Genomic DNA, 19,480 nt, shown 5'->3' with positions numbered 1-19,480 from the left:
AGACTGCCCCCAGCTTCTACGCGACTGCTGCGACAGCCACGCGATGAAGGTCTCCCACCTCCATACGGTTGTTCAGCGCCTCGTGGCGCACCCAGGCGCACTTGTACTCCAGCATGGCCCGCAGTTCGGCCCAGCCCGCGTCCGCCACTGCCCGGGACAGTCTCCGGTTCCTGAGCATGCCGCCCACCGGCAGGTCCTCGATCACGACCGCTTGGTTCTCGCGGACGAGTCGGGTGCTCAGCTTGTGCAGGAAGTCCCGGCGTCGGTCGGCGATCCGGGCGTGGATGCGGGCCGCCCGCCGGCAGGCCTTCTCCCGGTTGTTGCTCCCCGGAGCCTTGCGGGCCAGCTCGCGCTGCGCCCGGGCCAGGCGTTCGCGGTCGCGGCGCTCGTGCCGGGGGTTGGGGACCTTCTCACCGGTGGAGAGCACGGCCAGGTGTGCGATGCCCAGGTCGACGCCCACGGCAGTGTCCAACACGGGCAAAGGGCGGACGGCCGCATCCTCGCACAGCAGCGAGACGAACCAGCGCCCCGCCGCATCGCAGCTGACGGTCACCGTGGACGGGACCGCGCCCTCGGGCAGCGGCCGCGACCAGCGGACATCCAGCGGATCGGCGATCTTCGCCAACGTCAGCTGCCCGTCCCGGTAGCGGAACGCCGAACGCGTGTACTCGGCAGCAGCCCGCGAGCGCTTCTTCGACTTGAACCGCGGATGCCCCGACCGGTTGGCGAAGAAGCCGGCGAACGCCGCCTGCAGATGCCGCAACGCCTGCTGCAACGGCACGCACGACACCTCGGACAGGAACGCCAACTCCGCCGTCCGCTTCCAACCCGTCAGCATCGCCGACGTCGCCCCGTACCCGATCCGCTCCCCACGATCCGCCCACGCCTCCGCACGAGCGGCCAACGCCAGGTTGTAGACCAGCCGCACGCACCCGAACGTGCGCGACAGTTCGGCCGCCTGCGCATCCGTCGGGTAGCAGCGGTACTTGAAGGCCCGCTTCACGTGAGTCGTCGCCACGGCACACACGCTAGAACCCGCCACTGACAGTACGTCAGGTGATCACCTGACGTGATGCCGGATCGTCCCGATGCCGGCCCGCCCCACCCACCCCGGCCCAAGCCCCGGGGTACCTATGAGAGGACTCCCCATGACCCAGTCCCCCCTTGTCGGCATCGTGATGGGCTCCGACTCCGACTGGCCCGTGATGGAGGCCGCCGCGCAGGCGCTCGACGAGTTCGAGATCCCGTACGAGGTCGACGTGGTGTCCGCGCACCGGATGCCGCGCGAGATGGTGGCGTACGGCGAGCGGGCGCACGGGCGCGGGCTGAAGGCGGTCATCGCGGGCGCCGGCGGGGCGGCGCACCTGCCCGGGATGCTGGCGTCGGTGACGCCGCTGCCGGTGATCGGGGTGCCGGTGCCGCTGCGCTACCTGGACGGGATGGACAGCCTGCTGTCGATCGTCCAGATGCCGGCCGGGGTGCCGGTGGCCACGGTCTCGGTGGCGGGCGCGCGCAACGCGGGCCTGCTGGCGGTCCGGATGCTGGCCGCGTTCGACCCCGAACTCGCCGAGAAGATGGTCGAGTTCCAGGCCGAGCTGAACAACCAGGCCACCGAGAAGGGCCGCAAGCTGCGGGCCAAGGTGGCGGGCAACGAGTCCTTCGGCTTCGGCAAGTAGCGGACAGGTAGTAGAACGGGGGCATGACTCCCGAACTGCTCGACCGTGCCCGGAACGTCCTGCGCGCAGCGCCCGTGGTGGACGGTCACAACGACCTGCCGTGGGCGATGCGGGCCCAGGCCGGGTACGACCTGGACGCGATCGACCTGACGGCCGATCAGCGGCACCGGCTGCACACCGACTTCGGCCGCCTGCGGGCGGGCGGGGTCGGTGCCCAGTTCTGGTCGGTGTTCGTGCCCGCTGACCTGGCCGGCGACGACGCGGTCAGCGCCACCCTGGAACAGGTCGACTTCGTCCGCACCATGACCGAGCGGTACCCGGAGCAGCTGCGCCTCGCACTGACCGCCGACGACCTGGAGGCGGCCCGCGCCGAGGGCCGGATCGCCTCGCTGATGGGCGCCGAGGGCGGCCACTCGATCAACTCCTCGCTCGGCACCCTGCGGGCGCTGTACGAGCTGGGCGTGCGCTACCTGACGCTGACCCACAACTCCAACGTGCCGTGGGCGGACTCCGCCACCGACGAGCCGGTGCACGGCGGGCTGACCGCCTTCGGCGAGGAGGTGGTGCGGGAGATGAACCGGCTCGGCATGCTGGTCGACCTCTCGCACGTCTCCGCCGACACCATGCGGGACGCGCTGCGGGTCGCCGAGGCGCCGGTGGTGTTCTCGCACTCCTCGGCCCGCGCCGTCTGCGGCCACCCGCGCAACGTCCCCGACGACGTGCTGGCCGCGCTGGCCGGCAACGGCGGCGTCGCGATGGCCACCTTCGTCCCCAAGTTCGTGCTGCCCGAGGCGATCGAGTGGACCCTCGCCGCCGACGCGAACATGCGGGCCAAGGGCTTCCACCCGCTGGACACCACGCCCGGCGCGATGGCCGTGCAGCGTGCCTACGAGACCGAGCACCCCCGCCCGGTCGCCACCGCCGCGACCGTCGCCGACCACCTCGACCACATGCGCGAGGTCGCGGGCGTCGACCACATCGGCATCGGCGGCGACTACGACGGCACCGCGTTCACCCCGGCCGACCTGGAGGACGTCGCCGGCTACCCGGTGCTGATCGCCGAACTGCTCGGCCGCGGCTGGTCGGAGGCCGACCTGTCCAAGCTGACCTGGCACAACGCCGTCCGGGTGCTGCGCGAGGCGGAGGCCGCCGCCCGCCGGCTGCGGGCCGACCGCGGCCCGTCGCTGGCCACCCTCGCCCTACTGGACGGCGCGTGAGCGAGGAGCTTGACCTCGCCCCTGGGGCAGGCCCGAGCCTGACCGGCGTGGAGGGGGAACGGCTGCTCACCACCGGTGAGTTCGCCCGCCGCGGCCTGCTGTCGGCCAAGGCGCTGCGGCTGTACGACCGGCAGGGACTGCTGCCGCCGGACCGGATCGACCCGGTCAGCGGCTACCGGTACTACCGGCCGGAACGGCTGGCCACCGCGCGGCTGATCGTCCGGCTGCGCGGGCTGGACATGCCGCTGGCCACGGTCGCCGAGGTGCTCGCCCTGCCGGGCCCCGCGGCGGCCGGGCGGATCGCCGCGTACTGGGCCGCCGTCGAACGGCGGACCGCCTCGCAGCGGGCGCTGGCCGACCACCTCCGCGTCCAACTCAGCGGACTCGAAGGGATCGAGGACATGTACCGGATCGAACAGCGCGAGGTGCCTGAGCAGCTGGTGCTCACCGAGCGGCGCCGGGCCCGGCCGCAGGAGCTGCCGGAGTTCATCGGGGGCGCCACCGCCCGGCTGGCCGGCCTGGCGGCCGGCCTCGGCGGGGTGGCCGGGGCACCGTTCGTGGTCTACCACGGCCAGGTCGACGAGGACAACGACGGCCCGGTCGAGGTCTGCGTGCCGGTCGACCCGGCCCGCGCGGCCGGTCCGACCGCCCCGCACCGGGTCGAGCCCGCGCACCGGGAGGCGTACACCACCCTCACCAAGGCGCAGGTCGAGTACCCGCAGATCCTCAGCGCCTACGACGCGGTCTGCGAGTGGCTGGAGGCCCACGGCGCCGCCCGCTCCGGCCCCGGCCGCGAGGTGTACTTCACCGACTGGGACGCGGCCGGCCCGGCCGACCCGGTCTGCGACATCGCCTTCCCGGTCGGCGGCTGACGGGTCGTCGGGGCGGGGGACGTCGGGGCGGGGGCGTCAGAGCCGGGGCAGCTCGATCGCCGGGCAGCGGTCCATCACCATCCGCAGCCCGGCCGCCCGGACCCGGGCGAACGCCTCGACGTCCACCACCCCGAGCTGGAACCAGACGGCCTTCGCGCCCGCGGCCACCGCCTGGTCGGCGACCGCGCCGGCCAGCTCGGAGTTGACGAACACGTCCACCACGTCGACCGGGAACGGGATCTCGGCGAGCGAGGCGTAGCCCTGCTCGCCGAGCACCGTCTCGGCCTTCGGGTGCACCGGCACGATCCGCTTGCCGGCCCGCTGCAGCACGGCGGCCACGCCGTACGCGGCCCGGGCCGTGTTGTTCGACAGCCCGACCACCGCCCAGGTGTCGCCGGAGGAGGTCAGGATCTCGCGCACGTCGTCGCCGTAGTCGCCCATACCGGAGGAGAACCCGCCGCCCGGCCCGGTCATTCCGCGGCCGGGCGGCTCCCCGCGCGCCGTCAGTCCGCCGACGGGCGGCCCATCGCGCGGTACGTCCAGCCCGCGGCGCGCCAGGCGTCGCCGTCCAGCACGTTGCGGCCGTCCAGCAGGCGGCGCTCGGCGACCACCGCGCCGACCTCGGCCGGGTCCAGCTCGCGGAACTCCTGCCACTCCGTCAGGTGCAGCACCACGTGCGCGCCCTCGGCGGCCGCCAGCGGGGAGTCCGCGTAGGAGAGGCTGGGGAACATCTTGCGGGCGTTGTCCATCGCCTTCGGGTCGTAGACCGTGACCTGGGCGCCCTGGAGCTGTATCTGCCCGGCCACGTTCAGCGCGGGGGAGTCCCGGATGTCGTCCGAGTTCGGCTTGAAGGAGGCGCCCAGCACCGCGACCCGGCGGCCGAGGAAGCCGCCGCCGCACTGCTCGCGGGCCAGCTCCACCATCCGGGAGCGGCGCCGCATGTTGATCGAGTCGACCTCGCGCAGGAAGGTCAGCGCCTGGTCCGCGCCCAGCTCGCCGGCCCGGGCCATGAACGCCCGGATGTCCTTGGGCAGGCAGCCGCCGCCGAAGCCGAGGCCCGCGTTCAGGAACTTGCGGCCGATCCGCTCGTCGTAGGACAGCGCCTCGGACAGCTGCACCACGTCCGCCCCGGCGGACTCGCAGACCTCGGCCATCGCGTTGATGAAGGAGATCTTGGTGGCCAGGAAGGAGTTCGCGGCGGCCTTCACCAGCTCGGCGGTCGGGAAGTCGGTCACCACGAACGGCACGCCGTCCGCGATCGGGCCCGCGTACACCTCGCGCAGCACCCGCTCGGCGTGCTCGCTGCGTACGCCGACCACCAGCCGATCCGGGTGCAGGGTGTCGCCGACCGCGTAGCCCTCGCGCAGGAACTCCGGGTTCCAGGCCAGCTCGGCCCGCTCGCCGACCGGGGCCAGCGCCGCCAGCCGCTCGGCCAGCCGGCTCGCCGAACCCACCGGCACCGTCGACTTGCCGACCACCAGGACGGGGCGCTCCAGCAGCGGGGCGAGCGAGTCCAGCGCCGAGTCGACGTAGCTCATGTCGGCCGCGAACTCGCCCTTGCGCTGCGGGGTGTTCACACAGATGAAGTGCACGTCGCCGAAGGCCGCGACCTCCGCCCAGGAGTCGGTGAAGCGCAGCCGCCCGGTCGAGCCCTGGTGGCCCGCGACGTGCTTGAGCAGCAGCTCCGACAGCCCGGGCTCGTACATCGGCACCCGGCCGGCGGCGAGCGCGGCCAGCCGTTCCCGGTCGATGTCCAGCCCCAGGACCTCGAAACCGAGTTCGGCCATGCACGCGGCATGCGTCGCGCCCAGGTAGCCGGTACCGATCACCGTGATGCGGGGAGCCACGCGCGTTCCCTTCGATTCGGGCCGTACCAAGGCTGAGCGACGGCCGCAGCCACCGATGGTAGCCGCCCGGCACGGCCCCGGGATGCGCCGATTTCACGGTTTTCGCTCGAAGCTCCGTACGAAAGGTTCACAATGCGCGCATGACCCCGCGGGAGTGGGCCGACGAGGCCGACGAGGACTCCGGTCCGCTGAGCATCTTCGATCACGACGAGAGCAACGAGGGCGACGGCACCGACGGGAGCACCGGCCCGGACGGCGAGCGGGACCTCGCCGACGCGCCGCGCCGCCGCCGGCGCGGCCGCCGCCTGTTGCTGTGGACGCTCGGGGTGCTGCTCCTGCTGGCCGGCGGGGCCCTCGGCGCGGTGGCGTGGACGGCCGAGCACTACGCCTCCTCGGTGGCGCGCATCCCGAACGCCTTCCCGAACGTCCCGGCCTCCGAGCAGCCCACCGCCGTCCCGCACAGCGGCCAGACCTTCCTGCTGGTCGGCCTGGACGCCCGCTCCGACCAACCGACCACGGGCAAGGACGCCAAGGCCCCGGCCTGGCAGGTCGGCGCGCAGCGCAGCGACACCATGATGCTGATGCACATCTCGGCGGACCGGAAGTCGGTCGCGCTGGTGTCGATCCCGCGCGACACCTGGGTGCCCGTCCCCGGCCACGGCAGCGCGAAGATCAACGCGGCCTACTCCTGGGGCGGCCCGGCGCTGATGGTGCAGACCGTCCAGGACCTGACGAAGATCCGGATCGACCACGTCGCGGTGATCGACTGGAACGGCTTCCGGGCCCTCACCGACGCGGTCGGCGGCGTCGACATCACCATCCCGCGCACCATCGAGGCCAAGGGCGACGCCCGCGAGTGGCTGGCCGGCACCCACCACATGGACGGCGCGCAGGCGCTGCTCTACGTCCGCGAGCGGCACGGCCTGCCCAACGGGGACCTCGACCGCACCAAGCGCCAGCAGAACTTCCTGCGCTCGCTGATGCTGCAGACCATGAACTCCGGCACCCTCTCCAGCCCGTCCAGGCTGACCGGGCTGCTCGGCACCATCGGCGACGTCGCCAGCGTCGACGACCGGCTCAGCAACTCCGACCTCTACGACCTGGCCTGGAGCCTGCGCGCGGTCCGCCCCGACGGCGTCCACTTCATGAACGCCCCCTTCGGCGGCTTCGACACCGTCGACGGCCAGTCCGTGGTCCTGATGGACAACGGCGCGGCCGGCGTGCTCTGGGACGCGATGCGCACCGACCGGATGGACGACTACCTCGCCCAGCACCGCACCAGCGCCGACACCCTGGGCACCGACGTGAACTGACGCACCACCTGTTGTCGAGGTCACCTGCCGCACCGGGTCCCACCGACCGTAGGATGACCACTACTTAACGGTAACTAACCGAGGGGCAAGCGATGGCGGCCAACTCCGGCGCGGACTTCGACCTGTATCGGATCGGCGAGGAGCACGAGATGCTCCGGGAGTCGGTGCGTTCGTTGGCGGAGGCGAAGATCGCCCCGTTCGCGGCGGCGGTCGACGAGGAGGGGCGTTTCCCGCAGGAGGCGCTGGACGCGCTGCTGGCGAACGACCTGCATGCGGTGCACGTGCCGGAGGAGTACGGGGGTGCGGGGGCGGACGCGCTGGCGACGGTGCTGGTGATCGAGGAGGTGGCGCGGGTGTGTGCGTCGTCCTCGTTGATCCCGGCGGTGAACAAGCTGGGTTCGCTGCCGGTGCAGCTGTCGGGTTCGGAGGAGTTGAAGGCGAAGTACCTGGGGGCGCTGGCGCGCGGGGAGGGCATGTTCTCGTACTGCCTGTCGGAGCCGGAGGCGGGTTCGGACGCGGCGGGGATGCGGACCCGGGCGGTGCGCGACGGCGACTTCTGGGTCCTCAACGGTGTGAAGCGGTGGATCACCAACGCGGGCGTCTCGGAGTACTACACGGTGATGGCGGTGACCGATCCGGAGAAGCGCTCGAAGGGGATCTCGGCGTTCGTGGTGGAGAAGGGCGACGAGGGCGTCTCCTTCGGCGCGCCGGAGAAGAAGCTGGGCATCAAGGGCTCGCCGACGCGGGAGGTGTACTTCGACAACGTGCGCATCCCGGCGGAGCGGATGATCGGCGCGGAGGGCACCGGCTTCGCCACCGCGATGCGCACCCTGGACCACACCCGGGTCACCATCGCCGCCCAGGCGCTGGGCATCGCCCAGGGCGCCCTCGACTACGCCAAGGGCTACGTGAAGGAGCGCCGGCAGTTCGGCCGGCCGATCGCCGACTTCCAGGGCGTCCAGTTCATGCTCGCCGACATGGCGATGAAGCTGGAGGCGGCCCGCCAGCTCACCTACGCCGCGGCTGCCAAGTCGCAGCGCGGCGACGGCGACCTGACCTTCTTCGGCGCGGCGGCGAAGTGCTTTGCTTCGGACGCGGCGATGGAGATCACGGTGGACGCGGTGCAGCTGCTGGGCGGCTACGGCTACACGCGGGACTACCCGGTGGAGCGGATGATGCGGGACGCGAAGATCACCCAGATCTACGAGGGCACCAACCAGGTCCAGCGCATCGTGATGGCCCGCAACCTCCCCTAAGCGGAGCCCCGACCGACCGCGATCCCGGCCCGCACGCCCACCCGGCGGGCCGGGACGCCGGCCCAGATCTCGCCGGGCCCGGTGGAGCGGGTGAGCACGGCGTTGGCACCGACCACGGTGCCCGCGCCGACGGTGAGCACGCCGTCCTTGCAGACGATCTTCGCCCCGGCGCAGACCACCACGCCGTCCTCCAGCACCACCCGGCGCATCGCGGACGCCTCCTGCGGCACCCACGGGTCGGCCCGGCCGATCGTCACGCCGTTGTAGAGCGTGACGTTCGCGCCGAGGGTGGTGTACGGGTGCAGGACGGTGCCGAAGCCGCGGTGGAAGACCGTCAGGCCGGGGCCGATCTCGGCCGCCGCGGGCACCTCCATCCCGTAGAGCGCCAGCGCCTCCTGGACGAGGCGCCCGAACAGCCGGCTCCGGCGCCGGTAGACCAGGGAAGACACCAGGGACATACGGGCATTCTGCCCTCGAACAATCTGACGAGCCGTCAGCGACGCGCGCCGGGGCGGGGTTCCGCCGCCCGGACGGCGGACCGCGGAACCCCGCCCCGGCGGGCGGTCACTTGCTGTCGGGCACCGCGGTGTCGTTCTTCAGCGCGTCGAACACGGCCTTCGACTTCGCCGGGTCCCACTTGACCGCGGACTCGCCGGTCGAGGTCCGGTAGTCCGGGTTCCCGATCGGCACGGTCATGGTCTTCCCGTCGCCGCCGGTGACGCCCTTCATCGCCAGGAACATCGAGCCCAGGTCGGTCAGGCCCGCGTCGTCGTCCACGATCAGGGTGTCCAGCCCGGCCGAGGCCAGCGGGTAGAAGGTGAACGGGTTCAGCAGGTTCGCGGGCGAGGCCGCCTGCGCGGCCAGCGCGCCGAGGAACTTCTGCTGGTTGCGCATCCGGCCCAGGTCCTGGTCGGCCATCTGGTGCCGCTGGCGGACGAAGGCCAGCGACTGCTTGCCGGTCAGGGTCTGCTTGCCGGCCTGCAGGTCCAGGCCGGAGTCCTTGTCCTTGACCGGCTGGTCGATGGTCATCTCGACCCCGCCGACCGCGTCGACCAGGCCGACGAAACCGGCGAAGCCGATCTCCGCGTAGTGGTCGATCCGCAGGCCCATGTTGGTCTCCACGGTCTGCACCAGCAGCTTGCCGCCGCCGGCCGCGAAGGCCGCGTTGATCTTCCGGGTGGCGGCCGGGACGGTCTTGCCGTTGCCGGAGGAGTCCGGGTGCGCCGGTATCTGCACCCAGGAGTCGCGCGGGATCGACATCAGGGTGTTCCCGTGGTCGCCGATGTGCAGGATCATCATCGAGTCGCTGCGCTTGCCCTCGGCCGAGCCGGTGTGCAGGTTCTGCTCGTCCGCGTCGGTCAGGCCCTGGCGGCTGTCCGAGCCGACGATCAGCCAGTTGGTGCCCTTCCCGGCCGCCGGCCGGCCCGGGTAGTCGGCCAGCACGTTCTCGTGGTGCAGCTTGCCGTCCGCCCAGAAGTAGGTGCCGACCAGGGTGGCCAGCAGCGCCAGCACCAGGCCGAGCACCGAGTAGCCGACGATCTTCTTGCGCGAGCGCCGCGGCCGGGCCGGCGCCGCCGGTCCCCCCGGACCGGCGCCCTGCCCGGGGCCCTGCCCGGGGCCCTGCCCGGGGACGCCGGGCGCGCCGCCGTGCGGGCCGCCGTGGTAGCCGCCCCCGTTGCCGGCAGCGCCGCCGTAACCGCCGCCGTAGCCCTCGCCCCGCGGGTCGGCCGGGCGGGAGACCGGGGCGCCCTGGCCCCGGGGGTTCAGCGACGGGGGCAGCGGCGGCTCCGCGCCCGCACCGCCCTGGCCGCGTGCCGCATCGCCCTGCCCGTATGAGCCGCCCCCCGGGCGCTCCTGCCACGTGTTCATGGGGGAAGGATGCCCGAACGGGGGGCCGCGCAGTGATCCGGGAGCCCCCGCGGGGCGCCTTGTGGCCGTTTTGATGCAGGGTGCGGACCGTTCGCGGCACTGTTCACCAGCCGGGCACGGCCTTGACCCGCCGAAACCGGGCGTGTTTGCATGGCCGCATGGAGCAGCGTCAGGTCCTCACCCGTCGGCGACACGTCGACCACGGCCGGGTGTCCTGCTCGCTGTGTCGCGGCTGACGCCCTCGCCGCGCACGCACCCGGCGGGCCCGCGCCCCCGCCGACCCTCTCCCCTTTCTCCCGGCTGCGCCACGTCCGCCGCCGCATGCCCAGAGGTGACTCCATGGCCGTGATCCTGTCCGTCTCCGGTTCCCCCTCCGCGACCTCCCGCACCACCCGCCTGCTGCGCCACGTCGACCGCCGGCTCGCCGCCCACGGGCACCGGGTGCACGCGCTGGACGTCCGCACCCTGCCCGCCGGGCCGCTGCTCGCCGCCGACACCTCGGACCCGGAGATAGCCCGCGCCGTCGAGCTGTTCGAGCGGGCCGACGGCGTGGTGATCGGCACCCCGGTCTACAAGGCCGCCTACTCGGGCCTGCTGAAGACCCTGCTCGACCTGCTGCCGCAGTACGCGCTGCGCGGCAAGACCGTGCTCCCGCTGGCCACCGGCGGCTCCACCGCGCACGTGCTGGCGGTCGACTACGCGCTGCGCCCGGTGCTGACCTCGATGGGCGCCCGGCACGTCACCCAGGGCTGGTTCGTGCTGGACCGGCACATCGGGTCGCGCGAGGACGGCGGCACCGAACTGGAGCACGAGACCGAGCTGTTGCTGAACCCGGTGGTGGACGCCTTCTCCGCCGCGCTCGACGTCGCCCGCGGTGCCGGGGCCGTCCCCGGGGTCGACGTCGGGGTCGCGCTGGCGGCCACCGCCTGACGGTTCGTCGGCCGACGGTTCCCGACCGGGGCCCGGACCCTCAGACCGCGCCGCGGTCACCCCTAGGGGACGGGGTCCGGGCCCCGGGGTCTTTCTCGGTGGCGGGCTGCTACCGGCGGGGGACGACGGCGGTAGCGCCCGCTCCTACCGTGGAGCCATCCCCCCAGCACCACCGTGGACGGTGGTGCTGGCCCCACCTCGAAGACGGATGCCTGCCGGATTCCGCGAGAGGGGCCGCGGCCGGAAGGCTGGGGGCAACGGGTGGACCCCACGACGAGGAGAATTTCCGTGACCACGGCAGCGAGCGCCGCTCACCTCACACACCTTCCGGAGCCGGGCGAGGCCGCCGCCCGCGCCCGGCTGGTCACCAAGGCGTACGGCTCCGGGGAGACCCGGGTCACGGCGCTCGACGCGGTCGACGTCGACATCCGGCGCGGCCGGTTCACCGCGATCATGGGGCCCTCGGGCTCCGGCAAGTCGACACTGATGCACTGCCTGGCCGGGCTGGACGCGGTCTCCGAGGGCCGGATCTGGATCGGCGACACCGAGATCACCGGCCTGAAGGACAAGCAGCTCACCAAGCTCCGCCGCGACAAGATCGGCTTCGTCTTCCAGGCGTTCAACCTGCTGCCCACCCTGAACGCCCTGGAGAACATCACCCTGCCGATGGACATCGCGGGCCGCAGGCCCGACCGGGCCTGGCTCCAGCAGGTGATCGACACCGTCGGCCTGTCCGACCGGCTCAAGCACCGCCCCGGCCAGCTCTCCGGCGGCCAGCAGCAGCGCGTCGCGGTGGCCCGCGCACTGGCTGCCCGCCCCGAGATCATCTTCGGCGACGAGCCCACCGGCAACCTCGACTCCCGCTCCGGCGCCGAGGTGCTCGGCTTCCTGCGCCGCTCGGTCGACGAACTCGGCCAGACCATCGTCATGGTGACGCACGACCCGGTCGCCGCCGGCCACGCGGACCGGGTGCTGTTCCTCGCCGACGGCGCCATCGTCGACGAGATGCACCACCCCACGGCCGATTCCGTCCTCACCCGCATGCGCCGTTTCGACGGCAAGCGCACCAGCTGATCCGGAGTCAGGACGCCATGCTGCTCAAGACCTCGCTGCGGAGCTTCCTCGCCCACAAGTGGCGCCTGGTGCTCTCCCTGCTCGCCGTGGTGCTCTCGGTCGCCTTCGTGGCCGGCACCCTGGTCTTCTACCAGACCGCCACCAGCACCTTCGACCGGCTGTTCGCCGCCACCGCCTCCGACGTCTCCGTGCAGAAGGCGGACGACCCGATGGCCCGGCGCGGCGGCCCCGGCGCCGTCCCGACCATCCCGGTGCAGACGCAGGCGAAGCTCGCCGCCGAGCCCGGCGTCAAGGCCGCGCTGGGCTCGATCATGGTCCCCACCGCCGTCCTGGTCGACCCGGCCACCAACAAGGTCGTCGGCCCGACCAGCGGCGCCCCCACCCTGACGGGCAACTGGACGGACACCCCGCGCACCTCGGTCGACGTCACCTCCGGCCACGTCCCGCAGGGCCCCGACCAGATCGTGCTGGACGCCGACACCGCCAAGAAGTCCGGCCTCGGCCTGGGCGCCGGGCTGCGGGTCATCACCGACAGCGGCGACCACGACTTCACCATCGCCGGCATCGCCACCTTCCGGACCACCAACCCGGGCGCCGCCCTCGCCTTCCTGGACACCGCCACCGCCCAGCGCGTCCTGCTCGGCACCGAGGCGTACACCTCCGTCGAGGTGTTCGGCGACGGCAGCCGCGGCAACGACCAGCTGAAGGCCGCCGCCCTCGCCGACCTCGGCAGCGGCTACCAGGCCAAGACGGCCGAGGAGCAGAAGAAGGAGAACTCGGCCGGCGTCGGCTCCTTCCTCGACTTCATGAAGTACGCCATGCTCGGCTTCGCCGTGCTCGCGGCCGGGGTCGGCGGCTTCCTGATCGTCAACACCTTCTCCATGCTGGTCACCCAGCGCACCCGCGAGATCGGCCTGCTGAGGGCCATCGGCGGCAGCCGCTCCCAGGTCAACCGCTCGGTGCTGACCGAGGGCCTGATCCTCGGCGTGCTCGGCTCCACCCTGGGCATCGGCGCCGGCCTCGGCCTCGCGGTCGGCCTGATCCAGCTGATGAAGGCCGTCGGGATGAACCTGGACGCCTCCTCGCTGGACGTCACCTGGACGGTCCCGGTGGTCTCCTACGCGGTCGGCATCCTGGTCACGCTGTTCGCCGCGTTCGTCCCGGCCCGCCGCGCCTCCCGGATCACCCCGATGGCCGCCCTGCTGGACCACGCGGCCCCGCCGGAGCCCCGGGCCAACCGGATCAGGACCGCGCTCGGCGGCCTGACCACACTGCTCGGCGCCGGTGCCCTGGTGCTCGCCGCCCGCTCGACCGGCGCCACCGGCGGCCTGCTGATCGGCCTGGGCGTGCTCGCCACCCTGGTCGGCGCGGTGGTCCTCGGCCCGCTGCTCGCCGCCGGGCTGGTCCGGCTGCTCGGCGGCCTGCTGCCCGCGCTGTTCGGCCCGGCCGGCCGGCTCGCCCAGCGGAACGTGATGCGCAACCCGCGGCGCACCGGCTCCACCGCCGCCGCCCTGATGATCGGCCTGGCCGTGGTCATCGGCGCCTCCGTGGTCACCTCCTCGATGGTCACCTCCGCCACCGCGCAGATCGACAAGTCCGTCGGCGCCGACTACATCGTGGCCGACAACCGCACCGGCCTCAGCCCGGCCGTGGTCGACGCGATCGCCCACTCCAAGGGCATCGACCACATCACCCGGCAGAAGTCGGTGGCCGCCGACCTCAGCACCCCCGACGGCGCCCGCACCGAGACCGAACTGGTCGCCGCGGACAAGAACTTCACCCGGGACTTCCACCTCCCGCTCGCCTCCGGCAGCGCCGACGGCGTCTTCAACGGCGGGGTCTCCGTCGACCAGAAGTTCGCCGACGCGCACCACCTCAAGGTCGGCGACCCGATCACCCTCGACTACGGCAAGGGCCGCAGCCAGACCCTCCCGGTCGCCGCCGTCGTCAAGACCGGCAACCAGTTCTTCGACGGCAACTTCTTCACCGGCCTCGACACCGTCTCCACCGCCCTGAACGGCGAACTGCCGGCGGACTCCGAGGTCTTCGCGGGCGCCGTCGCCGGCGCCGACAAGGCCGCCGTCCTCGCCGACCTGCAGAAGTCCCTCGCGGCCTACCCGCAGCTGACGGTCAAGGACCAGGCCGGCTACAAGGACATGATCAAGTCCCAGGTCGACCAGCTGCTCTCCATGGTCTACGGCCTGCTCGGCCTGACGATCGTGGTCGCCGTCCTCGGCGTGGTCAACACGCTGGCCCTGTCGGTGATCGAGCGGACCAGGGAGATCGGCCTGTTGCGCGCCATCGGCCTCTCCCGCCGCCAACTGCGCCGCATCGTCCGGCTGGAGTCCGTGGTCATCGCCCTGTTCGGCGCCGTCCTCGGCACCGCGCTCGGCCTGTCCTGGGGCGTCACCGCCCGCTACGTCCTCTCCGACCAGGGCCTGACCGCGCTGACGATCCCCACCGGCACGATCACCTCGGTCCTGGTCGGCTCGGTCCTGATCGGCCTGATCGCCGCGCTTGTCCCGGCCTTCCGGGCCGCCCGGATGAACGTCCTGGCCGCCATCGCCACCGACTGATCCACCGACTGATCCAACGCCCGATCCACCGGCCGGCGACCTGTCGGCCGCCCCGGGGGTGCACGCTTCCACCGTGCACCCCCGCTCGGCGTTCCCCCGCCGCCGGCCTGGGAGAATCGCCCGCATGGCCCCCCTCCCGCCGCCCCCGCTGCCCGCCGCGCCCGCGCTCACGCTGGCCGCCGCCGACCAGTGGCGCGCCGCCCGGGTGTGGCGGCGGCTGGAGAGCCGCTGGCTGGCGCTGCTGCCGGTGCTGACCGTTGCCCTGGCCGTCGCGGTCGACGAACTCCCGTCCGCCTGCGACCGGTTGAACGCCTGCGCGGTGCCGTACGGCGAGGGCGCCGCCCAGGCGCTGCTGCTGGCCGAGCTGCTGGTGCTGCTGGTCCGCCCGCGCGGCAGCTTCGCGGTGCCGGCCGCCGTCGGCCCCGCGCTCTGGCTGCTGCCCGGCGCGCTGCCCGGCACCGGGGTCCGGACGGCCGCGCTGCTGGCGCACCTGGCGGTGGCGGCGGCGCTGTACCGGGTCGCGGCCGGCCGCCGCCGGGCCCGGGCCCAACTGGTCGCCCTGATGGGCCCGCCCGTGCCCCACCCGTGGACGCTGCTCGACGGCGAGGAGCCGCACCCCCGCCCTGGCCCGCCCCGGCTGCGGCGCCTGCTGGCCGCCCTGCTCGGCACCGGCGCCCTGCTGCTCGCCGCCACCGGCTGGTGGGCGGCCGCCGCCGACGACGCCCGCGCACAGACCGCCGAGGAGGTCAGGGCCACCGTGCGGGCGGTGCACGACGACGGCGACCGGGTCACCGTCGACTACCAACTCCCCACCGGCACCCGGACGTTCAGCACCGACGTGGAGGTCCGCTGGAGCCGGGAGCCGGGGATCGGCGACACCCTGGTGCTGCTGGCCGACGACACCGGCTGGCACCGGGTCGCGGGGGAGCCCTACGACCCCGCCCCGTGGTGGAGCTGCGCCGGACTGGCCGGGGCCGCCGCCGCCCTGCTGCTCGGCTCCGCCCACCGCACCGACCGGGCCCGGCACGCCCCGGTCGGCGCGGCCCCGGCGCTGCGGGTCCGGGTCCGGCAGGAGCCCGGCGGCCCGGTCGTGCTGCCGGTCGACGGCGGGGACGGCGAACCCGGGCTCTGGCGGCTGGTCCGCCCCGGCCAGGAGGCGTACTTCGCGCCCGCCGACGAGGACGGCCCGGACGAGTGGCTGCCGCACGGCCCGCCCCCCGCCGGGCCGGAGCCGACCGCCGCGACGCCCGCCGAGGCCGCCGCCCTGCTGGCCGGGGCGGCCCGCCCGGTCGAGGCGCTGCTCTACCACGGCCCGGACGGACCGCACCGGCAACTGCTGGTGCACCGGATCCCCGAGGACCCGGAGAGCTGGCAGGCGGTCGGCGCCGCCGCCTACCCGGCCCCGCCCCGGCGGCGCTCCGCCCGCGGCCTGCACGAGGACACCCTGGCGGTGCCCGCGGCCGCCGCCCCGCTGCTGGTGGAGGACCTGGCCGACCCGGACGCGCGCCCCGAACCGGCCCGGGTGCACGGCCCGCCCGCCGCGCTCCGGCTGGCGGCCGCCCCGGTCGGCGCGGTCCTGACGGCCGTCGCGGCGACCGCGCTGGACGACGGCGGGTTCCTGGACGGCCTGGTCCGGCCGCTGGTGGTCGGCCTGCCGTTCCTGCTGGCGGTGATCGGGTCCTGCGGCTGGCAGTTGGCGGTCGACCGGGACGGCGTCGCGGTCAGCGGCGCCCTGCTCCGCCGCCGCCTGCCCTGGGAGCGGGTGACGGCGGCGGCCGTCCACCGCGGCCGGTTCACCGTGCAGACCGCGGACGCCCAGCAGATCGGCTTCGGCTCCTGGCCGGCCGAGCGGCTGCACCGCCACTTCGGCGGCGACTACGACCCCCGGCACGCCGCCCGCACCATCACCCTGCTCGCCCACGCCCCGGACCGCCGCCCCACCGCCCCGCTCCCGCCCGACGCGGTGGGCCGCGCCCTCCCGCTCAACCGGCTGGCCGTGGCCGGCTACCTGGCCTGGACGCTCGGCCACTGGCTGCTCGGCTGACGCCCCGTCAGGACGCGCTGTCCCGACGCCCCGCCACGAAGCGCTGTCAGGACGCGCCACAGCTGATCGCGCTGCCGCTCTCCGCGCCCGCGACCGCCGTGGGCTCCGACCTGGCGGTGGCGGCGGCGGGCGCAGCGGCGGTGGGCGCCGAACCGGCCGCCGAACCGCCGCCCGGCCCCCGGTAGTCGCTGCCCGCGACCACCTGGAAGGTCGGGCCGAGCCCGTTCACCGCGACCTGCTCGGCGTCCGGGAGCGCCGCGGCCAGGGTCCGCAAGGACTCGTCCCAGCGCGGGTCGTAGCGGATCACCGTGCGGGCCGCCGAGCCGCCGCCGGGCGCGTTGGCGGGGGTGCCGGTGGTGGCGAAACCGGCCTTGCGCAGCTCCGCGTCGACCCGGAAGCCCAGCCCCTGGACGCCCGCGCCGTTCAGCACCTGCACCCGTACCTCGCTCGGCGGAATCGTTCCGGCAGCCGGCGCCGCCCCCGCCGGGGAGGCCACCGGGGAGGCCACCGGGGAAGCCGCCGGAGCGGGCGCCGCGGGTGCGGCCGCCGCGGCCCCCGTCAGCGGCCGCCCGGCCCGGACCGCCTCGAACAGCGCCTGCGCGCCCTTCTCGTCCCAGAGCACCGTGGAGCCCCAGCCCGGCACCTGGTGGTCGACGGTGGACAGCGGCACGGTGGCGAAGTCCGCGTTCGAGGCCGACAGGTCCTTCAGACTGCCCGCGAACTGCAGCAGTTCGGCGTTGCCCAGGCCCTTGTCGACCTTCACCGAGCGCAGCACGGTGTCCAGCACCCCGCCGAGCCGCGCCGGATTGAGCAGCGTGCCGCCGGAGGAGGCCTGGTGCAGCAACTGGGCCAGGAACTTCTGCTGACGGTGCATCCGCCCCAGGTCGGAGGAGCCGTCCACGTGCCGGGCCCGGACGTAGCGCAGCGCCCCGGCGCCGTCCAGCTTCGTCGTCCCGGCGGGCAGGTCGAGGCCCGACCAGTCGTCCTTGAGCGGCTTGGGGGTGCACACCTCGACGCCGCCGAGGGCGTCCACGGTGGAGACGAAGCCGAGGAAGTTCACCTCGACGTAGTGGTCGATCCGCAGGCCGGTGTTCTGCTCGACGGTGCGGACGGTCAGCGGCGCGCCGCCCATCCCGTACGCGGCGTTGATCTTGCCCTTGCCGGCCGGGACCTGCTTGCCGGTGGCCGGGTCCTGGTGGGCGGGGATGTCCACGTAGGAGTCGCGCGGGACGGAGACCACGGTGGCCCGGCCGCGGTCGGCCGAGAGCTGCACGATCATCATGGTGTCGGTGCAGTGGCAGGACTCGCCGCCGGCGTGCAGGACGTCCTTCAGGGTGGCTTCCGGGATGCCCTCGCGGTCGTCGGTGCCGACCACCAGGAAGGTCTGCGCCCCGTCGTCGGCGGGCCGGTCGGAGCCGCCGCCGATCGCGTCCACCCGGTCCAGCGAGGAGCCGACGCCGTTCAGCACCGCCCAGCCGCCGCAGGAGGTGGCCAGCACGGAGAAGGACAGGGTGCCCGCCGCCCACCGGCCCCAGCGCCGGCGCTGCGGCCGCCGCGGCCGGTCGGTTGCGGACGGGCGTTCGGACAGGCGCTGGTGGGGCATCTTTCGGATGGTAGGCGGGCCGGCCGCGAGCACCCCGGCGGCACGCCGGGCGCGGGCGGACCCCGTCTGACAGGGGCGGGTGCGCGCCGGTACGCTCGGGCACGATGAACACCAAGGCTGCTGAGGAGCTGCCGGCGGTCTCCGTGATCATGCCGGTGCTCAACGAGGAACGTCACCTGCGGACCGCCGTCCACCACATCCTGGGCCAGGAGTACGGCGGCGAGCTGGAGGTGGTGATCGCGCTGGGCCCGTCCACCGACCGGACGGACGCGATCGCCGCCGAACTGGTCGCCGAGGACCCCCGGGTGCGCACCGTGCCGAACCCCACCGGGCGCACCCCGGCGGGCCTGAACGCGGCGATCCGGGCCGGTCGGCACCCCGTGGTGGTGCGGGTCGACGGCCACGGCCTGCTGACGCCGGGTTACATCGCCACCGCCGTCCGGCTGCTCGACGAGATGGACGCCGCCAACGTCGGCGGCATCATGCACGCCGAGGGCGAGACCGAGTGGGAGCGGGCCGTCGCCGCCGCGATGACCTCGAAGATCGGTGTCGGCAACGCCGCCTTCCACACCGGCGGCCTGGCCGGCCCGGCCGACACCGTCTACCTCGGGGTGTTCCGCCGCGAGGTGCTGGAGCGGCAGGGCGGCTACAACGAGGAGTTCGTCCGGGCCCAGGACTGGGAGCTGAACTACCGCATCCGGCAGGAGGGCGGCCTGATCTGGTTCACCCCCCAGCTGAAGGTCACCTACCGGCCTCGGCCGTCGGTGCGCGCCCTGGCCAAGCAGTACAAGGACTACGGCCGCTGGCGCCGGGTGGTCACCCGCTACCACCGCGGCTCGGTCAACCTGCGCTACCTGGCCCCGCCGGCCGCGCTGCTCGGCGTGGTGGCCGGCGCGGTGCTCGGCGCGGCCGTGCACCCGGCGTTCCTGGTGCTGCCCGGCGGCTACGCCGCGGCGATCGTCGGCGGCGGCCTGTGGGAGGGCCGCGGCCTGTCCGGGAAGGCCCGCGCGCAGCTCCCGCTGGCCCTCGCCACCATGCACCTGAGCTGGGGCTTCGGCTTCCTCACCTCCCCGCGCAAGCTGGCCCGCCGGGTGATCGCCTCCACCCCGCCCGCCCCGATCGACCCGGCCGCCGTCCACGGCGCCTGACCCCCTGCCGACAGCGGTCCCCGGAACGCCGGACGGGGGCCGCCCGCCCGCGCTA

General features: G+C 73.9%; 16 protein-coding genes. 10 read left to right on the top strand and 6 right to left on the bottom strand.

Translation table 11 applies throughout. The annotated features are described in order from the left end of the window. Positions 1-16 precede the first annotated feature (16 nt). A complete protein-coding gene (locus ACIOHG_RS36795; protein WP_400957807.1) occupies positions 17-1,018 on the bottom strand; it encodes an RNA-guided endonuclease InsQ/TnpB family protein in 1,002 nt (333 codons plus the stop codon). 130 nt (positions 1,019-1,148) lie between these two features. Between ACIOHG_RS36795 and purE the strand changes: the two genes are divergently transcribed. The 3 genes from purE to ACIOHG_RS36780 are packed head-to-tail and all read left to right on the top strand — an operon-like array spanning position 1,149 to position 3,765. After that, positions 1,149-1,676: a 5-(carboxyamino)imidazole ribonucleotide mutase gene (gene purE, locus ACIOHG_RS36790; RefSeq protein WP_400957804.1), complete on the top strand. Its 528-nt coding sequence runs from the start codon at positions 1,149-1,151 to the stop codon at positions 1,674-1,676. 23 nt (positions 1,677-1,699) lie between these two features. Next, a complete protein-coding gene (locus ACIOHG_RS36785) occupies positions 1,700-2,893 on the top strand; it encodes a dipeptidase (RefSeq protein ID WP_400957802.1) in 1,194 nt (397 codons plus the stop codon). Next, positions 2,890-3,765 (top strand): MerR family transcriptional regulator, encoded by an 876-nt coding sequence (locus tag ACIOHG_RS36780; protein WP_400957800.1) that lies wholly within the window; start codon positions 2,890-2,892, stop codon positions 3,763-3,765. The genes ACIOHG_RS36785 and ACIOHG_RS36780 overlap by 4 nt, the downstream gene beginning before the upstream one ends. Positions 3,766-3,801: 36 nt before the next feature. On the opposite strand, the gene ACIOHG_RS36775 is transcribed toward ACIOHG_RS36780, so the two are convergent. Beyond that, positions 3,802-4,206 (bottom strand): CoA-binding protein, encoded by a 405-nt coding sequence (locus ACIOHG_RS36775; RefSeq protein ID WP_400957797.1) that lies wholly within the window; start codon positions 4,204-4,206, stop codon positions 3,802-3,804. Positions 4,207-4,268: 62 nt separating this feature from the next. After that, the gene (locus tag ACIOHG_RS36770; protein ID WP_400957795.1) at positions 4,269-5,612 is read right to left on the bottom strand and encodes a UDP-glucose dehydrogenase family protein; all 1,344 of its coding nucleotides are present in this window, start codon (positions 5,610-5,612) and stop codon (positions 4,269-4,271) included. Positions 5,613-5,752: 140 nt separating this feature from the next. Between ACIOHG_RS36770 and ACIOHG_RS36765 the strand changes: the two genes are divergently transcribed. Beyond that, positions 5,753-6,925 carry an LCP family protein gene (locus ACIOHG_RS36765; RefSeq protein ID WP_400957792.1) on the top strand — a complete coding sequence of 391 codons (1,173 nt, stop codon included), beginning with the start codon at positions 5,753-5,755 and terminating at the stop codon, positions 6,923-6,925. A 92-nt stretch (positions 6,926-7,017) separates the two neighbouring features. Continuing rightward, complete coding sequence (locus ACIOHG_RS36760; protein ID WP_400957789.1) at positions 7,018-8,181, top strand: acyl-CoA dehydrogenase family protein; 1,164 nt, start codon at positions 7,018-7,020, stop codon at positions 8,179-8,181. Here the strand turns inward: ACIOHG_RS36760 and ACIOHG_RS36755 are convergent. After that, on the bottom strand, positions 8,178-8,639 hold the full coding sequence (locus tag ACIOHG_RS36755) for a serine O-acetyltransferase (RefSeq protein WP_400957787.1): 462 nt from the start codon (positions 8,637-8,639) through the stop codon (positions 8,178-8,180). The genes ACIOHG_RS36760 and ACIOHG_RS36755 overlap by 4 nt on opposite strands. A 106-nt stretch (positions 8,640-8,745) precedes the next feature. Further along, on the bottom strand, positions 8,746-10,050 hold the full coding sequence (locus ACIOHG_RS36750; RefSeq protein ID WP_400957784.1) for an LCP family protein: 1,305 nt from the start codon (positions 10,048-10,050) through the stop codon (positions 8,746-8,748). Positions 10,051-10,389: 339 nt separating this feature from the next. On the opposite strand from ACIOHG_RS36750, the gene ssuE reads away from it, so the two are divergent. The 4 genes from ssuE (at position 10,390) to ACIOHG_RS36730 (ending at position 16,674) form a co-directional block, all read left to right on the top strand. Next, on the top strand, positions 10,390-10,980 hold the full coding sequence (gene ssuE / locus ACIOHG_RS36745) for an NADPH-dependent FMN reductase (protein ID WP_400957782.1): 591 nt from the start codon (positions 10,390-10,392) through the stop codon (positions 10,978-10,980). 288 nt (positions 10,981-11,268) lie between these two features. Continuing rightward, entirely contained in the window at positions 11,269-12,054 is a 786-nt protein-coding gene (locus ACIOHG_RS36740) for an ABC transporter ATP-binding protein (RefSeq protein ID WP_400957780.1), read from the top strand. 17 nt (positions 12,055-12,071) lie between these two features. Further along, on the top strand, positions 12,072-14,630 hold the full coding sequence (locus tag ACIOHG_RS36735) for an ABC transporter permease (RefSeq protein ID WP_400957777.1): 2,559 nt from the start codon (positions 12,072-12,074) through the stop codon (positions 14,628-14,630). Between the two features lie 124 nt (positions 14,631-14,754). Next, entirely contained in the window at positions 14,755-16,674 is a 1,920-nt protein-coding gene (locus ACIOHG_RS36730; RefSeq protein ID WP_400957775.1) for a hypothetical protein, read from the top strand. 46 nt (positions 16,675-16,720) lie between these two features. Here the strand turns inward: ACIOHG_RS36730 and ACIOHG_RS36725 are convergent, their stop codons facing one another. After that, entirely contained in the window at positions 16,721-18,277 is a 1,557-nt protein-coding gene (locus ACIOHG_RS36725) for an LCP family protein (protein WP_400957772.1), read from the bottom strand. A gap of 104 nt (positions 18,278-18,381) precedes the next feature. On the opposite strand from ACIOHG_RS36725, the gene ACIOHG_RS36720 reads away from it, so the two are divergent. Next, positions 18,382-19,425, top strand: coding sequence for a glycosyltransferase (locus tag ACIOHG_RS36720; RefSeq protein ID WP_400957770.1), 1,044 nt, complete (start codon positions 18,382-18,384; stop codon positions 19,423-19,425). The last annotated feature ends 55 nt before the right edge of the window (positions 19,426-19,480 follow it).

The sequence above is a fragment of the Kitasatospora sp. NPDC088134 genome, from assembly GCF_044741705.1.
Taxonomy (GTDB): Bacteria; Actinomycetota; Actinomycetes; order Streptomycetales; family Streptomycetaceae; genus Kitasatospora.
This window is presented reverse-complemented; position numbering and strand designations above follow the sequence as displayed.